Source organism: Pseudomonas sp. GW822-FHT01E03, assembly GCF_058802985.1.
Map to the genome: position 1 here is coordinate 37,897 of NZ_JBXAOQ010000010.1, position 16,059 is coordinate 53,955.

Annotated in this window: 15 protein-coding genes; 10 read left to right on the forward strand and 5 right to left on the reverse strand. The window is 61.0% G+C overall.

Annotated elements, in window-relative coordinates:
- Window positions 1–257 precede the first annotated feature (257 nt).
- Window positions 258–806, forward strand: coding sequence for an RNA polymerase factor sigma-70 (locus AC1RP7_RS20035; protein WP_057713859.1), 549 nt, complete (start codon window positions 258–260; stop codon window positions 804–806).
- Window positions 807–937: 131 nt separating this feature from the next.
- Here the strand turns inward: AC1RP7_RS20035 and AC1RP7_RS20040 are convergent, their stop codons facing one another.
- The 3 genes from AC1RP7_RS20040 to AC1RP7_RS20050 form a co-directional block, all read right to left on the reverse strand.
- Window positions 938–1,951, reverse strand: a complete 1,014-nt coding sequence (locus AC1RP7_RS20040; RefSeq protein ID WP_493181032.1) for a GNAT family N-acetyltransferase — start codon at window positions 1,949–1,951, stop codon at window positions 938–940.
- A 75-nt stretch (window positions 1,952–2,026) separates the two neighbouring features.
- Entirely contained in the window at window positions 2,027–2,845 is an 819-nt protein-coding gene (locus AC1RP7_RS20045; protein WP_349734900.1) for a substrate-binding periplasmic protein, read from the reverse strand.
- Between the two features lie 93 nt (window positions 2,846–2,938).
- Window positions 2,939–3,565 (reverse strand): TetR/AcrR family transcriptional regulator, encoded by a 627-nt coding sequence (locus AC1RP7_RS20050; protein WP_218494478.1) that lies wholly within the window; start codon window positions 3,563–3,565, stop codon window positions 2,939–2,941.
- A 178-nt stretch (window positions 3,566–3,743) separates the two neighbouring features.
- On the opposite strand from AC1RP7_RS20050, the gene AC1RP7_RS20055 reads away from it, so the two are divergent.
- The 8 genes from AC1RP7_RS20055 (at window position 3,744) to ppnP (ending at window position 13,073) form a co-directional block, all read left to right on the forward strand.
- The gene (locus AC1RP7_RS20055) at window positions 3,744–5,546 is read left to right on the forward strand and encodes an acyclic terpene utilization AtuA family protein (RefSeq protein ID WP_493181033.1); all 1,803 of its coding nucleotides are present in this window, start codon (window positions 3,744–3,746) and stop codon (window positions 5,544–5,546) included.
- 12 nt (window positions 5,547–5,558) lie between these two features.
- Window positions 5,559–6,428, forward strand: a complete 870-nt coding sequence (locus AC1RP7_RS20060; protein ID WP_057713854.1) for an SDR family oxidoreductase — start codon at window positions 5,559–5,561, stop codon at window positions 6,426–6,428.
- A gap of 3 nt (window positions 6,429–6,431) precedes the next feature.
- Window positions 6,432–8,048 (forward strand): geranyl-CoA carboxylase subunit beta, encoded by a 1,617-nt coding sequence (gene atuC / locus AC1RP7_RS20065; RefSeq protein ID WP_057713853.1) that lies wholly within the window; start codon window positions 6,432–6,434, stop codon window positions 8,046–8,048.
- A 25-nt stretch (window positions 8,049–8,073) separates the two neighbouring features.
- Window positions 8,074–9,231, forward strand: coding sequence for a citronellyl-CoA dehydrogenase (gene atuD / locus AC1RP7_RS20070; RefSeq protein ID WP_108219601.1), 1,158 nt, complete (start codon window positions 8,074–8,076; stop codon window positions 9,229–9,231).
- Entirely contained in the window at window positions 9,228–10,025 is a 798-nt protein-coding gene (locus AC1RP7_RS20075) for an enoyl-CoA hydratase/isomerase family protein (protein ID WP_090457028.1), read from the forward strand. The genes atuD and AC1RP7_RS20075 overlap by 4 nt, the downstream gene beginning before the upstream one ends.
- A gap of 119 nt (window positions 10,026–10,144) precedes the next feature.
- Window positions 10,145–12,106, forward strand: a complete 1,962-nt coding sequence (locus tag AC1RP7_RS20080; RefSeq protein ID WP_493181034.1) for an acetyl/propionyl/methylcrotonyl-CoA carboxylase subunit alpha — start codon at window positions 10,145–10,147, stop codon at window positions 12,104–12,106.
- A gap of 70 nt (window positions 12,107–12,176) precedes the next feature.
- On the forward strand, window positions 12,177–12,719 hold the full coding sequence (locus AC1RP7_RS20085) for a 3'-5' exonuclease (protein WP_057713849.1): 543 nt from the start codon (window positions 12,177–12,179) through the stop codon (window positions 12,717–12,719).
- A gap of 69 nt (window positions 12,720–12,788) precedes the next feature.
- Window positions 12,789–13,073: a pyrimidine/purine nucleoside phosphorylase gene (ppnP, locus tag AC1RP7_RS20090; protein WP_007940055.1), complete on the forward strand. Its 285-nt coding sequence runs from the start codon at window positions 12,789–12,791 to the stop codon at window positions 13,071–13,073.
- 71 nt (window positions 13,074–13,144) lie between these two features.
- Here ppnP and AC1RP7_RS20095 read toward each other — a convergent pair whose 3' ends face one another.
- Entirely contained in the window at window positions 13,145–13,951 is an 807-nt protein-coding gene (locus tag AC1RP7_RS20095) for an MOSC domain-containing protein (protein WP_090457032.1), read from the reverse strand.
- Between the two features lie 192 nt (window positions 13,952–14,143).
- Complete coding sequence (locus tag AC1RP7_RS20100; RefSeq protein WP_007973464.1) at window positions 14,144–15,079, reverse strand: chemotaxis protein CheV; 936 nt, start codon at window positions 15,077–15,079, stop codon at window positions 14,144–14,146.
- Between the two features lie 463 nt (window positions 15,080–15,542).
- Between AC1RP7_RS20100 and AC1RP7_RS20105 the strand changes: the two genes are divergently transcribed.
- Window positions 15,543–16,013: a hypothetical protein gene (locus AC1RP7_RS20105; RefSeq protein WP_057713847.1), complete on the forward strand. Its 471-nt coding sequence runs from the start codon at window positions 15,543–15,545 to the stop codon at window positions 16,011–16,013.
- Window positions 16,014–16,059 lie beyond the last annotated feature (46 nt).

Sequence of the window (16,059 nt, forward strand, 5' to 3'; positions counted from 1 at the left end):
GGGTGATGAGGGTTGCGCTGTGCAATTCACCAATGAGAACGGATGACGTCTGGAAATAATTAGTCGCCAGGCTGGAACGCAAAGCGGACTGAAGTGAGTCAGCGTGTCGCAGTTCTCACTCTTTACCTTTGTAACGCATTAGTTCTTTTTCTCATTTGACAATCATTATCATTAAGCCTAATTTGTCGCTCGATGTGTAGGACGGCCCCCCGGCTCATTCGCCGTCCCACTAACCTTTTGGCAGCAAGGTGATTTCCATGATGGAACCAGTATCCACAAGCAGGTGCGATACACCGCTACTTCAGGCATTCGTCGACAATCGATTGATTCTGGTGAAGATCGCAGCCCGAATTACCGGTTGCCGCTCACGTGCCGAAGATGTTGTGCAGGATGCATTCTTCCGGCTGCAATCGGCCCCGCCCATCACCAGTTCGATCAAGGCTCAGCTCAGCTACCTGTTCCAGATCGTGCGCAACCTGGCGATCGACCACTACCGCAAACAGGCGCTGGAGCAGAAGTATTCCGGCCCTGAAGAGGAAGGGCTGAATGTGGTGATCCAGGGTGCGTCACCGGAAACGTCGCACATCAATTTCTCGACGCTGGAGCACATCGCCGATGCGTTGACCGAGTTGCCGAGCCGCACCCGCTACGCCTTCGAGATGTACCGCCTGCACGGCGTACCGCAAAAAGATATTGCCAAGGAACTTGGCGTCTCGCCGACCCTGGTGAACTTCATGATCCGTGATGCGCTGGTGCACTGCCGCAAGGTGTCGGGCCAGCGTGGCGATATGGCTGCTCGCCACTAAGTTCTGAAATCTGCATCGCGCCCATCGCGAGCAAGCTCGCTCCCACAGGTTCAGCGCACACAGGAAAATGTAGGAGCGAGCCTGCTCGCGATGGGGCACTCAAGAGCGCCGAAGATATTTAGCCTCAAGCCTCAGGCCAGTGCGCACCGATCAAAAAACCGCTCCCGCCCCAACACCATCAGGGCCGCGCGCTTGTGCGGAAAGTCGAACTCTTTCTCGCAGTGAAAGCGCTGCTCTTGCATGTATCCGATCATCTTCGCGTTATCGGCACGCGGCTCGGCAACCACGCGCTGCGTGCGCGGGTCATCGAGAAACAGATAATGCACCAGCGCCGATAACCAACTCGCCACCTTGTGCGGACCGCGGTGATTTTCTTCGCCCACCAGCATGTGAATGCCACGGTCGTAATCGCCGGTCTCGTAGAACGGCGCGATGCGATCTTCCCTGGCCCAGTAGGCCTCGAAATAAGCGAAGGGCTGATCGTCGAAACAACCGATCAGCGTCAGCGTGTGCGGGTCGGCTTCGAGTTTGCTCAGGTATTGGCGATGCTGTTCGAGACTGCCCTCCTCCTGCCAGAAACTCGCGACACGCGGGCTGTTCTGCCAGCGGTTGAAGCGTGCCAGGTCTTGCTCGATGTCCAGCGTGCGCAGGGAAACCCGGGCACCCAGCCGTGCATCGAAGCGTTGATACACTTCACCACGGGGTTTGACCGGCCGCCGTGGATGACGCTTGCCGTCGGTGATGAGCATTTGCTGCGGGTAGCTGCCGGTCAGGGAATGCCCCAGCCAAGGCTGCGGCAACTGCCAGAACAAGGTGCGCTCGCAGTGATACTGGCCGTTGACGGGAGTCGGAATCAGCAGACCGCTGAACACGGCTTCGTCCGGCACCTCTTGCAGTTGCCAGACCAGGCGCTGACAGTCGGGGTTGCGAGCGAACAGCCAGTAACAGGCCGCCCACAATGCCTGTCCTTCAGGGCGACTGAAACGCTCCTCCAGTTGCACGTGCAACTCGGGGCCACGATTCAGCCGCAGGGCAAGCAACGGTTGCCCTTCCAGACTGAGGCTTAGGCGGCAATCGGTTTCATCAGCGGCAAGACGACTGCCTGTCGGCAGACACAGGGCAGTCAGGTCATTGAGATTGGGCATGGGTCGGGCTCACGATAGTCGTCGACAGTTCAACGAAGTGACGTGAGCCAGGGCGGGAAATTTAGCCAAAGACCGTCAATTGGCAACTTGTGGCGCCGCTGCGTTGCGCTGGACCGGCACCAGGGCAATCTTGTACGGATCGAAAATCCTCAGCATCTGGCCATTGTCCCGCAAGCCTTGCAGCACCTTGGCGAATGCCTCGCCGCTGATGGGAGCCGTCGGGCGCAGGATGGCGTAATGGTGATAGACCTGATCGATGCGTTGGGACGCCAGCAACTCGCCGGCGACTTTTTCATTGCGCAGGAAGTAGTCGCTCAGGTACGAACGCGTGACCAGGGCGATGTCGGCCCGGCCGCGCAATACCATCAGCAGATTGCTGTCATGGGAATAGGTCAGCGTGGCGTTGTAGTTTTTCGCGAGGTACAGGGGGTCGGCATTGAAATTGGCGAACTCGTAGTGATAGCCGCTGAACAGTGCCAGGCGCTTGCCGTTCAGGTCGGCGAAATAGCTTTGCTGTCGATCGGGTAGGCGTTGCGCGACAAAAATTTCGGCGTCCTCCAGCCCCATGTCGACGGCTGTGTGGGGGATCTCTTCCCAACCCCAGGCGGGATTTTCGAAGATGGCCATGTCGACCCGGCCCTGCTTGAAATCACCGAAGCGCCGGGGAATGGAAGTGGGCACCAGGACAAACTGGTAGTCAGTTTGCGATGCGTTCAGGGCCTCGACCAGTTGCGGCAGCAACCCGGTATCGGCCCCGGATTCCGGGCGCACGGTGTAGGGCGGAAAGTGCGCGGCACCGATGCGCACCAGTTGCGCAGCCTGGGACGGCATCATCGTTGACGCCGCAAGCATCGTCAGCAAAAGCCGCGAGGCTGACCGAATTGGCGAACCCATCAAAACGTCCCCACTCCCTAATAAAACGGTACCAATGCATTCAAGCTAGGCGGTTTTGTCCAGTTAGCCAGTTTAATGCTGGCCAACACAAGCTTATTGCCGGTCTTCCAGCACCAGAATCAACGCCTCATCGGCCAACTGATCGAGACTCATGCTGCCATCGGCGCGAAACCAGGTGGTGGTCCAGGACAATGCGCCAGTCAGGAAGCGTCGGGTGATGAACACATCGCCGCGGATAAACCCGGCGGTCTTGGCTTCGCCCAGTACTTGCAGCCAGATGTCTTCGTAGATGTCCCGCAGCGCCAGGACCTTGGCCTGGCCCTCTTCGGACAGCGAGCGCCATTCGTAGACCAGCACGGCCATGGCCTCGCCGCTACCGCCCATGATCGACTGCAATTCACACCGGATCAGCGCCAGCACCTGCTCACGCACATTGCCGGCCTCGGCGATGGCCGCACGCATCAACGCGGTGTTGTAGCGAATGGTTTCTTCCATCACGGCGCGCAGGATTTCGTCCTTGCTCTTGAAGTGATGGAAAATGCTCCCGGACTGAATGCCCACGGCGCCGGCCAGGTCGCGCACGGTCGTGCGCTCATAGCCTTTATTGCGGAACAGGTGGGCCGCCACTTGCAGCAATTTGCCACGGGCGCTGTCCGGGTCGGTCAATTGGCCGTCGTCCACCAATTGGCGCATCACCCTCAGGGCTTTTTGCTCGTCCACCCGTTCTCTCCTACAGTCGTTCAATCAATAACGCCGATCCCCCCGAAAACAGCGGGGTTGCGCGGGCAATTTAAGCGCATGGATGCAACCAAGCAAGCGCTTGGGCAGAAGATAATCAAGTCATTTACAAACCAAGCGCTTGCTTGGTAATGTCGACGCACTTCGGTTGGAGGTGGCTATGGAATGGACTGCGCCTGAAACAATTCGCATCGGTTGTGCCAGCGCCTTCTGGGGCGATACCTCGACCGCTGCCGCGCAACTGGTGGAACACGGGCATCTGGACTATCTGGTCTTCGATTACCTGGCCGAAATCACCCTGTCGATCATGGCCGGCGCGCGGATGAAAGATCCCCAGGCCGGCTATGCGGGCGACTTCATCGAAGTGCTCGCGCCCTTGCTGGGGCAACTCGCGCAGCAAAACATCCGGGTCATCAGTAATGCCGGCGGGGTCAACCCCCAAGCCTGCGCCGCCGCCCTGCAAGCGGCCTGCGACAAGGCCGGGGTGGCGCTGAAGATCGCCGTGTTGCTGGGTGATGACCTGCAGCCGCAATTCAAAAAGCCGGGCAACCTGGGCATTCATGAAATGTTCAGCGGCGCGCCCCTGCCATCGATGTGCGTCTCGACCAACGCCTACCTCGGCGCACCCGGCATTGTCGAAGCCCTGCGCCTGGGGGCGGACATCGTGATCACCGGGCGGGTGGTCGACAGTGCGGTGGTCAGCGCCGCGCTGGTGCATGAATTCGGCTGGTCGTGGCACGACTATGACAAGCTCGCCCAGGCGGCATTGGCCGGGCACATCATCGAATGCGGCGCCCAGTGCACGGGCGGCAACTTCACCGACTGGCGCGACGTGCCCGACTACGAACACATCGGTTTTCCCATCGTCGAAGTCAGCGCCGACAGCCAGTTCATCGTCAGCAAACCCGAAGGTACGGGCGGGCTGGTCACGCCGCTGACAGTGGGCGAACAGATGCTGTACGAAATCGGTGACCCGCGCGCGTATCTGCTGCCCGACGTGGTGTGCGATTTCACTCAGGTCAAACTGCTGCAACAAGGCAAGAACGCGGTGCAGGTGCACGGCGCCAAAGGCCTGCCGCCGACCGCTCAATACAAAGTCAGCGCCACGTACCCCGATGGTTTTCGCTGCACCGCCAGTTGCCTGATCGCCGGCATCGATGCCGTCGACAAGGCGCGGCGTGTCGGCGATGCGATCATCAACAAGACCTCGGAAATGTTCCGCCAGCGCGGCTGGGCGCCGTACAGCGACGTGAGTATCGAGTTGCTGGGCAGCGAGGCCACCTACGGCCCCCATGGCCAGCGTCAGGACAGCCGCGAAGTGGTGATCAAACTCGCGGTGCGCCATCCGGACAAGCAGGCTTTGATTGTGTTCTCCCGGGAAATCGCCCAGGCCGCCACCAGCATGGCGCCGGGGCTGACCGGCATTGTCGGTGGCCGGCCGACGGTGTATCCGCTGATCCGGCTGTTCTCGTTCCTGATCGACAAAACCGCCTGCACGCTGGACATTGATTTCATGGGTCAGCGCCACCCGTGTGCCCTGCCCGCCCTCGATGTGCTCGACCCGCTGGACCTGCCAGCCCTGCTCGCGCCACCGAAACCGGATGGCCTGGCCGACGCCAGTGTGGCCCTGGTCAAACTGGCGGTCGCCCGCTCTGGCGACAAGGGCAACCACAGCAACATCGGCGTCATGGCCCGCGAGCCGGAGTTCCTGCCATGGATTGCAGAAGCCTTGACCCCGGAAGTGATCGTCGACTGGATGGGCCACGTCCTCGATCCAATCCACGGGCGGGTCGAGCGCTGGTACTTGCCCGCCAGCCACAGCCTGAATTTCCTGCTGGAAAACGCCCTCGGCGGCGGCGGTGTCGCCAGCCTGCGAATCGATCCGCAAGGCAAGGCCTTCGCCCAGCAGCTGCTGGAAATCCAGATCCCGGTGCCGCAGCGCATCGCCGACCAGTTCAACTAGAGGATTGCCGCCATGGCCTACGATTCGATTTTCAAAGCCGATTTGTTTGCTGGCCAAAACATCATCGTCACCGGTGGCGGCAGTGGCATCGGCCGCTGTACTGCCCACGAACTGGCGGCCCTCGGCGCCCATGTGCTGCTGGTCGGGCGCAATGCCGACAAGCTGAAAACCGTTGCGGCGGAGATCGCCGACGACGGCGGCAAGGCCGACTGGAGCACCTGTGATATCCGCGAGGAAGAAGCGGTGACGCATCTGGTCAGCGAGCTTATCCGCAAGCACGGTCCGATCCACGGCCTGGTCAACAATGCTGGCGGGCAATACCCCTCGCCCCTGGCCTCGATCAATCAGAAGGGTTTCGAAACCGTGATGCGTACCAATCTGGTGGGCGGCTTCCTGATGGCCCGGGAAGTGTTCAACCAGTCCATGAGCAAGCACGGCGGGGCCATCGTCAACATGCTCGCCGACATGTGGGGCGGCATGCCCGGTATGGGCCACTCCGGCGCGGCACGTTCGGGCATGGACAACCTGACCAAGACCGCCGCGTACGAATGGGGTCATGCCGGGGTGCGGGTCAATGCCGTGGCGCCGGGCTGGATTGCCTCCAGCGGCATGGACACCTACGAAGGCGCCTTCAAGGCCGTGATCCCGACCCTGCGCGAACACGTGCCGCTCAAGCGCATCGGCACCGAATCGGAAGTCAGCGCGGCGATAGTTTTCCTGCTCAGCCCGGCAGCGGCGTTTGTCAGCGGCAGCACCTTGCGCATCGACGGCGCCGCCAGCCTCGGCGGACGCGCCTGGCCGATCCATAAAGCGACCAACAGTGAGTCGTACAACGGTTTCCACCGCGCCTACATACCAGACGTATTGAAGGACAAGGAATAACCCATGCCGGTGATTCAGTCGCAACTCGACCCCCACAGCGAGTCGTTCGCCCAGAACCGTGCGGCGATGCTGAGCGCCATCGAACAAGTTCGCGTGCTCGAACAGAACCTGCTGAACAAGGCCGCCGAAGCCAGGCCAAAGTTCGAAAAACGCGGCCAATTGTTGCCTCGCGAGCGCCTCAACCTGCTGCTGGACCCCGGCGCACCGTTTCTCGAACTGGCCAGCCTGGCCGGCTACAAGCTGCACGACGACAAGGATGGCAGCTCCGCCGGTGGCGGCTTGATCGCCGGTATCGGCTACGTGTCCGGCGTGCGCGTGCTGGTGGTGGCGAACAACAGCGCGATCAGGGGCGGGACCATCTCCCCCAGCGGCTTGAAGAAATCCCTGCGCCTGCAACAGATCGCCATGGAAAACAAACTGCCAGTGATCACCCTCGCCGAAAGCGGCGGCGCCAACCTCAATTACGCGGCGGAAATTTTCGTCGAAGGCGCGCGCAGCTTTGCCAATCAGGCGCGGATGTCGGCCATGGGGTTGCCGCAGGTCACCGTGGTGCACGGCTCCGCCACGGCGGGTGGTGCCTATCAGCCGGGGCTGTCGGATTACGTGGTAGTGGTGCGTGGCAAGGCCAAGCTGTTTCTCGCCGGCCCGCCACTGCTCAAAGCCGCCACCGGCGAAGTCGCCACCGATGAAGAATTGGGCGGTGCCGAGATGCACGCACAAACCGCCGGCACCGCCGAATACCTGGCTGAAAACGACGCCGACGGCGTGCGACAGGTACGCGAGATTATCAGCCTGTTGCCGTGGAACGAACAGTTGCCTCCACTCCCCGAACGTCGCTGGGAGGAGCCGCTCTACCCCATCGACGAACTGCTGGGCCTGATCCCGGATGATCCGAAAAAACCCTACGACGCGCGCGAAATCATCGCCCGCCTCGCCGACGCTTCGAACTTTCTTGAATTCAAGGGCGAGTTCGATCAGCAGACCCTGTGCGGTCATCTGAAAATTCAGGGCCGCGCCTGTGGCTTCATCGGCAACAACGGCCCGATCACGCCAAAAGGCGCGAGCAAGGCCGCCCAGTTCATCCAGCTGTGCGACCAGAGCCAGACGCCGCTACTGTTTTTCCACAACACCACCGGGTTCATGGTCGGCACCGAATCGGAACAGCAAGGCGTGATCAAGCACGGCGCGAAGATGATTCAGGCGGTGGCCAACGCCCGGGTGCCGAAGCTGACCATCGTGGTTGGCGGCTCATACGGCGCGGGCAACTATGCGATGTGCGGTCGCGGTCTCGACCCGCGTTTCATCTTCGCCTGGCCCAACAGCCGTACCGCCGTGATGGGCGGCGCGCAAGCGGGCAAGGTGCTGCGCATCGTCACCGAGGCCAAACAGGCCAAGGACGGCCTGGTGCCCGATCCGAAAATGCTCGACATGCTCGAACAGGTCACCGCGCAGAAACTCGACAGCCAGTCCACGGCGCTCTATGGCAGCGCCAACCTCTGGGACGATGGTTTGATCGACCCGCGCGATACCCGGACCTTGCTGGGTTACTTGCTGGATATCTGTCACGAGGCCGAGGTGCGGCCATTGCAAGCCAACAGTTTCGGTGTGGCGCGGTTCTAAGCCGACTATCAGGAGAACAATAAAAATGATCTTCACCCAGGAACACGAAGCACTGCGCCGCACCGTTCACCAGTTCGTCGAGCACGAGATCAACCCGCATGTCGAGGAATGGGAAAAGGCCGGGCGCTTCCCCATCCACGATATCTTCCGCAAGGCCGGCGACCTCGGATTGCTGGGTATTTCGAAACCGGAAAAATTCGGCGGCATGGGGCTCGACTACAGCTATTCGATCGTCGCCGCCGAAGAGTTCGGCACCATCCATTGCGGTGGCATTCCGATGTCCATCGGCGTGCAGACCGACATGTGCACGCCTGCGCTGGCCCGGTTCGGTTCCGATGAACTGCGCGAGGAATTCCTGCGCCCGGCCATCAGCGGTGAGCAAGTCGGCTGCATCGGCGTCTCCGAAGTCGGCGCCGGCTCTGACGTCGCCGGGCTGAAAACCACGGCGCGCAAGGACGGCGACGATTACGTGATCAACGGCAGCAAGATGTGGATCACCAACTCGCCGAGCGCCGACTTCATCTGTCTGCTAGCCAACACCTCGGACGACAAACCGCACATCAACAAGTCGCTGATCATGGTGCCGATGAACACACCGGGCATCAGCTTGAGCTCGCACCTGGACAAGCTCGGCATGCGCAGCTCGGAAACCGCCCAGGTGTTTTTCGACAACGTGCGCGTACCGCAGCGCAACCGCATTGGTCATGAAGGTGCGGGGTTCATGATGCAGATGCTGCAGTTCCAGGAGGAACGCCTGTTCGGCGCGGCCAACATGATCAAGGGCCTGGAGTACTGCGTCGACAGCACCATCGAATACTGCAAGGAGCGCAAAACCTTCGGTAATGCGCTGATCGACAATCAGGTGATCCACTTCCGCCTGGCGGAACTGCAAACCGAAATCGAATGCCTGCGGGCGCTGGTCTATCAGGCCACCGAGCAATACATCAAAGGCCAGGACGTCACGCGCCTGGCCTCCATGGCCAAGCTCAAGGCCGGGCGGCTGGGCCGCGAAGTCAGTGACAGTTGCCTGCAATACTGGGGCGGCATGGGCTTCATGTGGGACAACCCGGTGGCCCGGGCTTACCGCGATGTACGGCTGGTGTCGATCGGCGGCGGCGCCGACGAAATCATGCTGGGAATCATCTGCAAACTCATGGGCATTCTGCCGGGGAAAAAGAAATGAACAGCCTGCCGGTTTGCCAGACTTTGCTGCTGGAGCTGCACAACGGCGTGTTGCACATCACCCTCAACCGCCCCGAAAGCCGCAATGCGATGAGCTTGCAAATGGTCGCCGAGTTGCGCTCGGTGCTGGCCGCGGTACGCGATAAACCAGGGGTTCGCGCACTGGTGATCGGCGGCGTCGGCGGGCACTTCTGTGCCGGCGGTGACATCAAGGATATGGCCAACGCCCGCGCTCAAGGCCCAACTGCGCACCGGGATCTGAACCGGGTGTTCGGTACGCTATTGCAAGAAGTGCAACACGCTCCGCAAGTGGTGATTACCGTGCTGCAGGGCGCGGTGCTCGGCGGCGGTCTCGGCCTGGCCTGTGTCAGCGATATCGCCCTGGCCGATCACCAGGCGCAATTCGGCCTGCCGGAAACCAGTCTCGGCCTGTTGCCGGCCCAGATCGTACCGTTCGTGGTGCAACGCATCGGCTTGACCCAGACCCGGCGCCTGGCCCTGACGGCGGCGCGTTTTGATGGCCACCAGGCACGGCGCATGGGCCTGGTGCATTTTGTCGAACATGATCCGCAGGCCCTGGCCGAGCGTCTCGATGAGGTGTTGGCCCATGTGTTGTGTTGCGCGCCGGGGGCGAATGCGGCGACCAAGAAACTCTTGCTCGCAAGTGCGGGTCAGCCCTCCGATGCCCTACTGGATCAGGCTGCCGAATGGTTCAGCGAAGCGGTGACCGGAGCCGAAGGCATCGAGGGAACGATGGCCTTCGTGCAAAAACGCAAACCGGGGTGGGCCTCCTGAAAAGCATCGCGAGCAAGCTCGCTCCCACCTTGGATTTATGTCGTTTATAAACCCTGTGGGAGCGAGCTTGCTCGCGATGAGGCCCGACCAGACACCGCTAAAAATCAGAGAGCCTACCCATGCCCGGACTCAAAAAAATCCTCATCGCCAACCGCGGTGAAATCGCCTGCCGCATCCAGCGCACGGCCCAGGCGCTGGGCTATCGCACGGTCGCCGTGTTCAGCGACGCTGACGCCGATGCACTGCACGTGCGGATAGCCGACGAGGCGGTCAACATCGGTCCGGCCCCGGTGCAACAGTCTTACCTGAACATCCAGGCCATCCTCGACGCAGCCCGGCGCACGGGCGCGGATGCGATCCATCCGGGCTACGGATTCCTCTCGGAAAACGCCGGGTTTGCCCTCGCGTGCAGGGACGCTGGCATCACCTTCATCGGCCCCAGCCCCGAGGCCATTGAACTGATGGGCAGCAAGCGCCTGTCGAAAATCGCCATGATCGAAGCCGGTGTGCCGTGCATCAACGGCTATCAAGGCGCCGGGCAGGACGATGCCGCCCTGGGCCGTGAAGCCGAGCGCATCGGCTATCCGTTGATGATCAAGGCCAGCGCCGGCGGCGGGGGACGCGGTATGCGCCTGGTGCACGACGCCAGCGACTTGCTGGAACAGATTCGCACCGCGCGCTCCGAAGCCCTGAACGGTTTTGGCAGCGGTGAACTGATCCTCGAACAGGCACTGGTCGAACCCCGTCACGTCGAGGTCCAGCTGTTCGGTGACCGGCATGGCAACCTGATTTACCTCGGCGAGCGCGATTGTTCAGTGCAGCGCCGGCATCAGAAAGTCATCGAGGAAGCACCCTGCCCGGTGATGACCGCCGAGCTGCGCCAGGCCATGGGCGAAGCGGCGCTCAAGGCCGGGCGAGCGGTAAAGTACGTCGGCGCGGGCACCGTGGAGTTTCTGCTGGATGCGCGCGGGCAGTTCTACTTCCTGGAGATGAACACCCGGCTGCAAGTGGAGCACCCGGTGACCGAACTGATCACCGGGCTGGATCTGGTGGCCTGGCAGTTGAGCATCGCCGAAGGGCAACCGCTGCCATTGCGTCAGGAACAGGTGCAACTCACGGGCCACGCCATGGAAGTGCGCCTGTATGCCGAAGACCCGGCCCAGGGTTTCCTGCCGCAAACCGGGCGCGTCGTGGCCTGGGAACCGGCATTGCAGGACGGCGTGCGGATCGACCACGGCCTGATCGAAGGCCAGGTCATCAGCCCTTTCTACGACCCGATGCTCGGCAAGCTCATCGCTCACGGTGCCACCCGCGAAGAAGCCCGTCGCAAATTGTTGCGGGCGGTCCAAGACAGCGTGCTGCTGGGGCTGAAAAGCAATCAACGCCTGCTTGCCAGCCTGCTGGAACATCCGCAGTTCGCCAGCGGTGATTTCAGTACCGGGTTCATCGCGCAGCACTTCACCGATCACACCTGCCTGCATCCCGAAACCCCTGGCGCGCACCACTTGGCCATCGCCGCCGCCCTGTTCTATCAGGCTGCGGCGCAGGCTCACCTGTCCCCGCTTGGCGGTTGGCGCAACAACGCCAGCGTGCCGCTGCACTATCGCATCGGCCTTGAGGATCAGGACTGGCCGGTAGCGTTGCAGGCGATCCCGGGCGAGCCGTTACGCATTCAGGTCGCCGAGCGCAGCCTCGAACTGAAGATCATCCACAGCGACGGACGCTGGGCCACCCTGGATATCGAAGGCGTTCGCCAACGCCACGCTTATCGCCTGGAGGCCGGGCGTCTTTGGCTGTTCACCCGACCGGGCAGTCTGCAGTTCGTGGATCGCACCCAGGCGCAGGTTACCGGCCAGGCCAGTGTCAGCTCCGGCACCCTCAAGGCACCGATGGACGGGGCGATTGTCGACGTCCTGGTCAACGAAGGCAGCCAGGTGACCAAGGGCCAACTGCTGGTGGTACTGGAGGCGATGAAAATGGAGCACCCATTGAAATCGGGCATCGACGGTGTTCTCAAGCGCTTGCAAGTCAAAGTCGGGGATCAGGTGAAAAACCGGCAGATTCTATTGGAGGTCGAATAAGCCGCTAGGCGGAACCACCGGGTTTGGCTACGCTCAAAGCTATCAGGACGCGGATACCAGGAACCCTGCAATGCCTCATTGGCTGGTCATTGATCTGGAGGCCACCACCGATGAGGGTGGATGGCCCGTAACAGATATGGAAATCATTGAAATCGGCGCCACTCTGGTGGACCGCAAGGGGCGTGAACTGGACCAGTTCCAGCGCTTCGTCCGCCCTGTTCGGCGGCCGTTGCTGACGCCGTTTTGCCGCGAGCTGACGCACATCACCCAAGCCAACATCGATGCCGCGCAACCGCTGGGCGAAGTCTGGCCGGCGTTCGAACGTTGGCTCGGCCAACACCACACGCGACTTGAGGGCTGGGCCAGTTGGGGCGATTACGATCGCAAACAACTGCTTCAGGATTGGCAGCAACTGGGACTCGCCAGCATGCTGGCCAACGTACCGCACATGAACCTCAAACAGCGTTTTGCCAAGGCCAGGCGCCTGGAACGTCCGTTGGGATTAAACGGCGCGTTGCAACTGGCCGGCTTGCAGTTCAACGGCCAACAACACCGGGCGCTGGAAGATGCGCGCAATACCGCACGCCTGCTGCCGCTGGTTCTGCCGCTTTAGACAGGTGACGACGCCAAGGGCCTTGTGCATACTGGCCAGCCCTTTTTAGCCCTTTTCGAGGAATCGCCCATGTTTAAAGTCAACGAGTACTTCGACGGCACCGTCAAGTCGATCGCCTTTGGCACCGCAGAAGGTCCAGCGACCATCGGCGTCATGGCTCCGGGCGAGTACGAATTCGGCACCAGCCAGCGTGAAATCATGCATGTGGTCAGCGGCGCATTGACCGTCAAACTGCCCGACAGCAGCGACTGGGAAACCTTCGCCGCCGGCAGCCAGTTCAACGTACCGGCCAACAGCAAGTTCCAGCTGAAAGTCGCCGTCGACACCGCTTACCTGTGCGAATACCGCGGCTAAAACCCGCAGGCTTCACTGCAATAAAAAATGCCCGTGTTTTTCGACACGGGCATTTTTCGTTCTGCGCAAAATTACTCGAGGATCTCCACCGGCATGCCGACTTCGAGTCGTCCGTTGCCGTCGTTGACCAGGTTCTGGCCGAACATTGCGCCGTCTGCCTGCGAGCGATACTTCTGCAAGGTGGCCAAGGGTTCGCGATCATCGCTGCGCTCCCCGGTTTGCGGGTCAATGGTGGTCAGGATGCAGCGTGAACAGGACTTGACCACGCGGAACTCGACCTCGCCGATACGGATACGCTTCCAGCCGTCCTCGGCGAAGGCTGCACTGCCTTCGATCACCAGGTTCGGCCGGAAACGCAGCATCTCCAACGGACGCCCGACCCGTTGCGACAAGTCCTCGAGGGAGGCCTGACCAATCAGCAACAGCGGATAGCCGTCGGCGAACGCCACCTGGTCGTCATCCTTGCCGTAGCCAGCTTCCGTCATCCGCGCCCGATCCAGTGGCACTTGCACCAGGCGTGTCGGTTTGCCGATGAACTGGCTGACCCAGGCCCCTGCTTCATCGCCTGCATCGGGGACGCGCAAGGTATCGCGCCAGATCGTCACGCCACGCAGTTCTGCATCGTTACCGGGCACAGCAATGTCGATCGGCGATTGGCCGGGCGCGCTGAGGGTCAAGCCACCTTCGGCATTCCACAGCGCCGACAACTGGCTCATCTGCGCCACCGCACGCTGGGTCAGGAAACGCCCGCTGGCCTCATCCACCAGCATCCAGCGTCGATCGCCGTCCAGCCCCAGCTTGTCGAGGCCGACTTGCTGCAAGACCTCGCCTTTGCCGGATTTCAACGGATAACGATACAGCGCGCTCAGACGCAACATGGCCAGCTCCCTGGTAGGTAAAAACGCCACCCTATACGAGCTTGGTCAGCGAATCAAAGTGCAAAAACCCTGCAGGAGCGAGCTCGCTCGCGAAAAACCCAAGGACGCCGCTGGGCTCCGGTTTACGCGTTATCGTTCAAGACCATCGCGAGCGAGCTCGCTCCTACATCCTACAGGTTGACCATGGCCTGATCAGGCCGGTACTTCGTCGAGCATCAAACGCTGGCGCACCACGTCGACGAGTTTGTCCGGCTGGAATTTGGAGAGGAAATTGTCGCAGCCGACCTTCTTCACCATCGAGTCGTTGAAGCTGCCGGACAGCGAGGTGTGCAGCACCACGTACAAGCCGCGCAGGCGCGGGTCGTTACGGATCTCGGTGGTCAGGCGATAGCCATCCATTTCCGGCATTTCCGCATCGGTGAAGACCATCAGCAGTTTTTCGGTCATGTCCACGCCGGTATCAGCCCAGGCCTTGAGCATGTTCAAGGCCTTCAACCCGTCGCTGGCAATATGCATCTTCACGCCCAGCTGTCCCAGGGTATCGCGCAATTGCGCCAGGGCCACGTTCGAGTCATCCACCAGCAGCACCTCACGGCCACGGGCGCGTTCCAGCACCGGATCTTCGAGCTTGTCGCGGGAGACTTTGGCGTTGTACGGGACGATTTCGGCCAGAACCTTTTCGACGTCGATGATTTCCACCAGTTGATCATCGACCTTGCTGATGGCCGTCAGGTAGTGCTGGCGGCCGGCGCTGCTCGGGGGCGGCAGGATGGCTTCCCAGTTCATGTTGACGATCCGGTCCACGCCACCGACCAGGAAGGCCTGAACCGAACGGTTGTATTCGGTGACGATAATCGTGCTGCCAGGCCCCGGCACCAGCGGGCGCATGCCAATGGCCTGGGAAAGGTCGATCACCGGCAGGGTCTGGCCACGCAGGTTGACCACGCCGCACACAAAAGGATGCCGCTGCGGCATCAGCGTCAACTTTGGCAGCTGCAGGACTTCCTGTACTTTAAAGACGTTGATCGCGAACAATTGCCGTCCGGCGAGCCGGAACATGAGAATTTCCAGGCGATTCTCACCCACCAGTTGCGTGCGTTGGTCTACCGTGTCGAGAATGCCGGCCATCAATGACTCCAGGTCTTGTTCGGATGAATTCACTCAAGGAAGGTTATCGGCTGTTTTTGCCGAAGCTTGACCCTCTCTAAAATGCCACGCCCGGCCATTGATGTCACATTAACATCATGCTTTACTGGCGCGGTGATTACATCTGCTGCACTTCTGCGCCCCGCGACCATTGTTCGAGCGAAAAGTTCCACTGCGTAAGGGATTCCCCTATCAATAATCAGGCGCAACCTGATATTCGCAATATCCGATAGCCATTAATGTGACGCCATTCTCATTGCATGAACGGAGTCAGGCTTTTGTGTGCGATCGCAAGTCAGTGGCCAACCACACTCTCGTGTTCCCCAGCCTGCTTCCGGGCCAGCCGCTACTCGTTCATCCGACGACTCGGTAATGCCGGAGTTCCGACCGCCCTCGTCGACACACACGATATCCCCTCATTTGACATGACGTTGTGGAGATAAGTATGCCGAACGACCGTAAAGAGTGGGCCCAGCGTCTCACGGGGTTTCTTGTCGAGGCTGAAACACTCCTGGCTAAAACCGAGGAATGCCTGAGTCATCTGCAGTTGATCAGCAATGACAAGGACGCCATCGACTGTTTGCTCAGCACACTGCTCAAGCTGGCCAACAAGGCTGATGCCCTGGCGTTGGCGGCCGTGTCTGAATTTTCTCTGCATATTCATGGCCTGCTGAACCACGCACAGAACACCATGTGTCTGCACGACGAGGCGCTGAGTGCCCTGAAAGACTGCCTGACCCTGGTTGCCTGGCAACTCGAACTCATCGACCAGACCACCGGACAGCTCAGTCTCGACGACAGCGAGCAGGTCACCCTGATCGAAGCCTTTGCCTTTCAGGTCGGGCAAAGCCGGTTTCAACCACCTGTCAACTCCAGGCCCTTCACCCTCGTATCCTATTCAGAGCGACAGGCCTGAACTTGCCAAACCATGCCGCATGGCGTGTTTTGGTTATCAATACCGC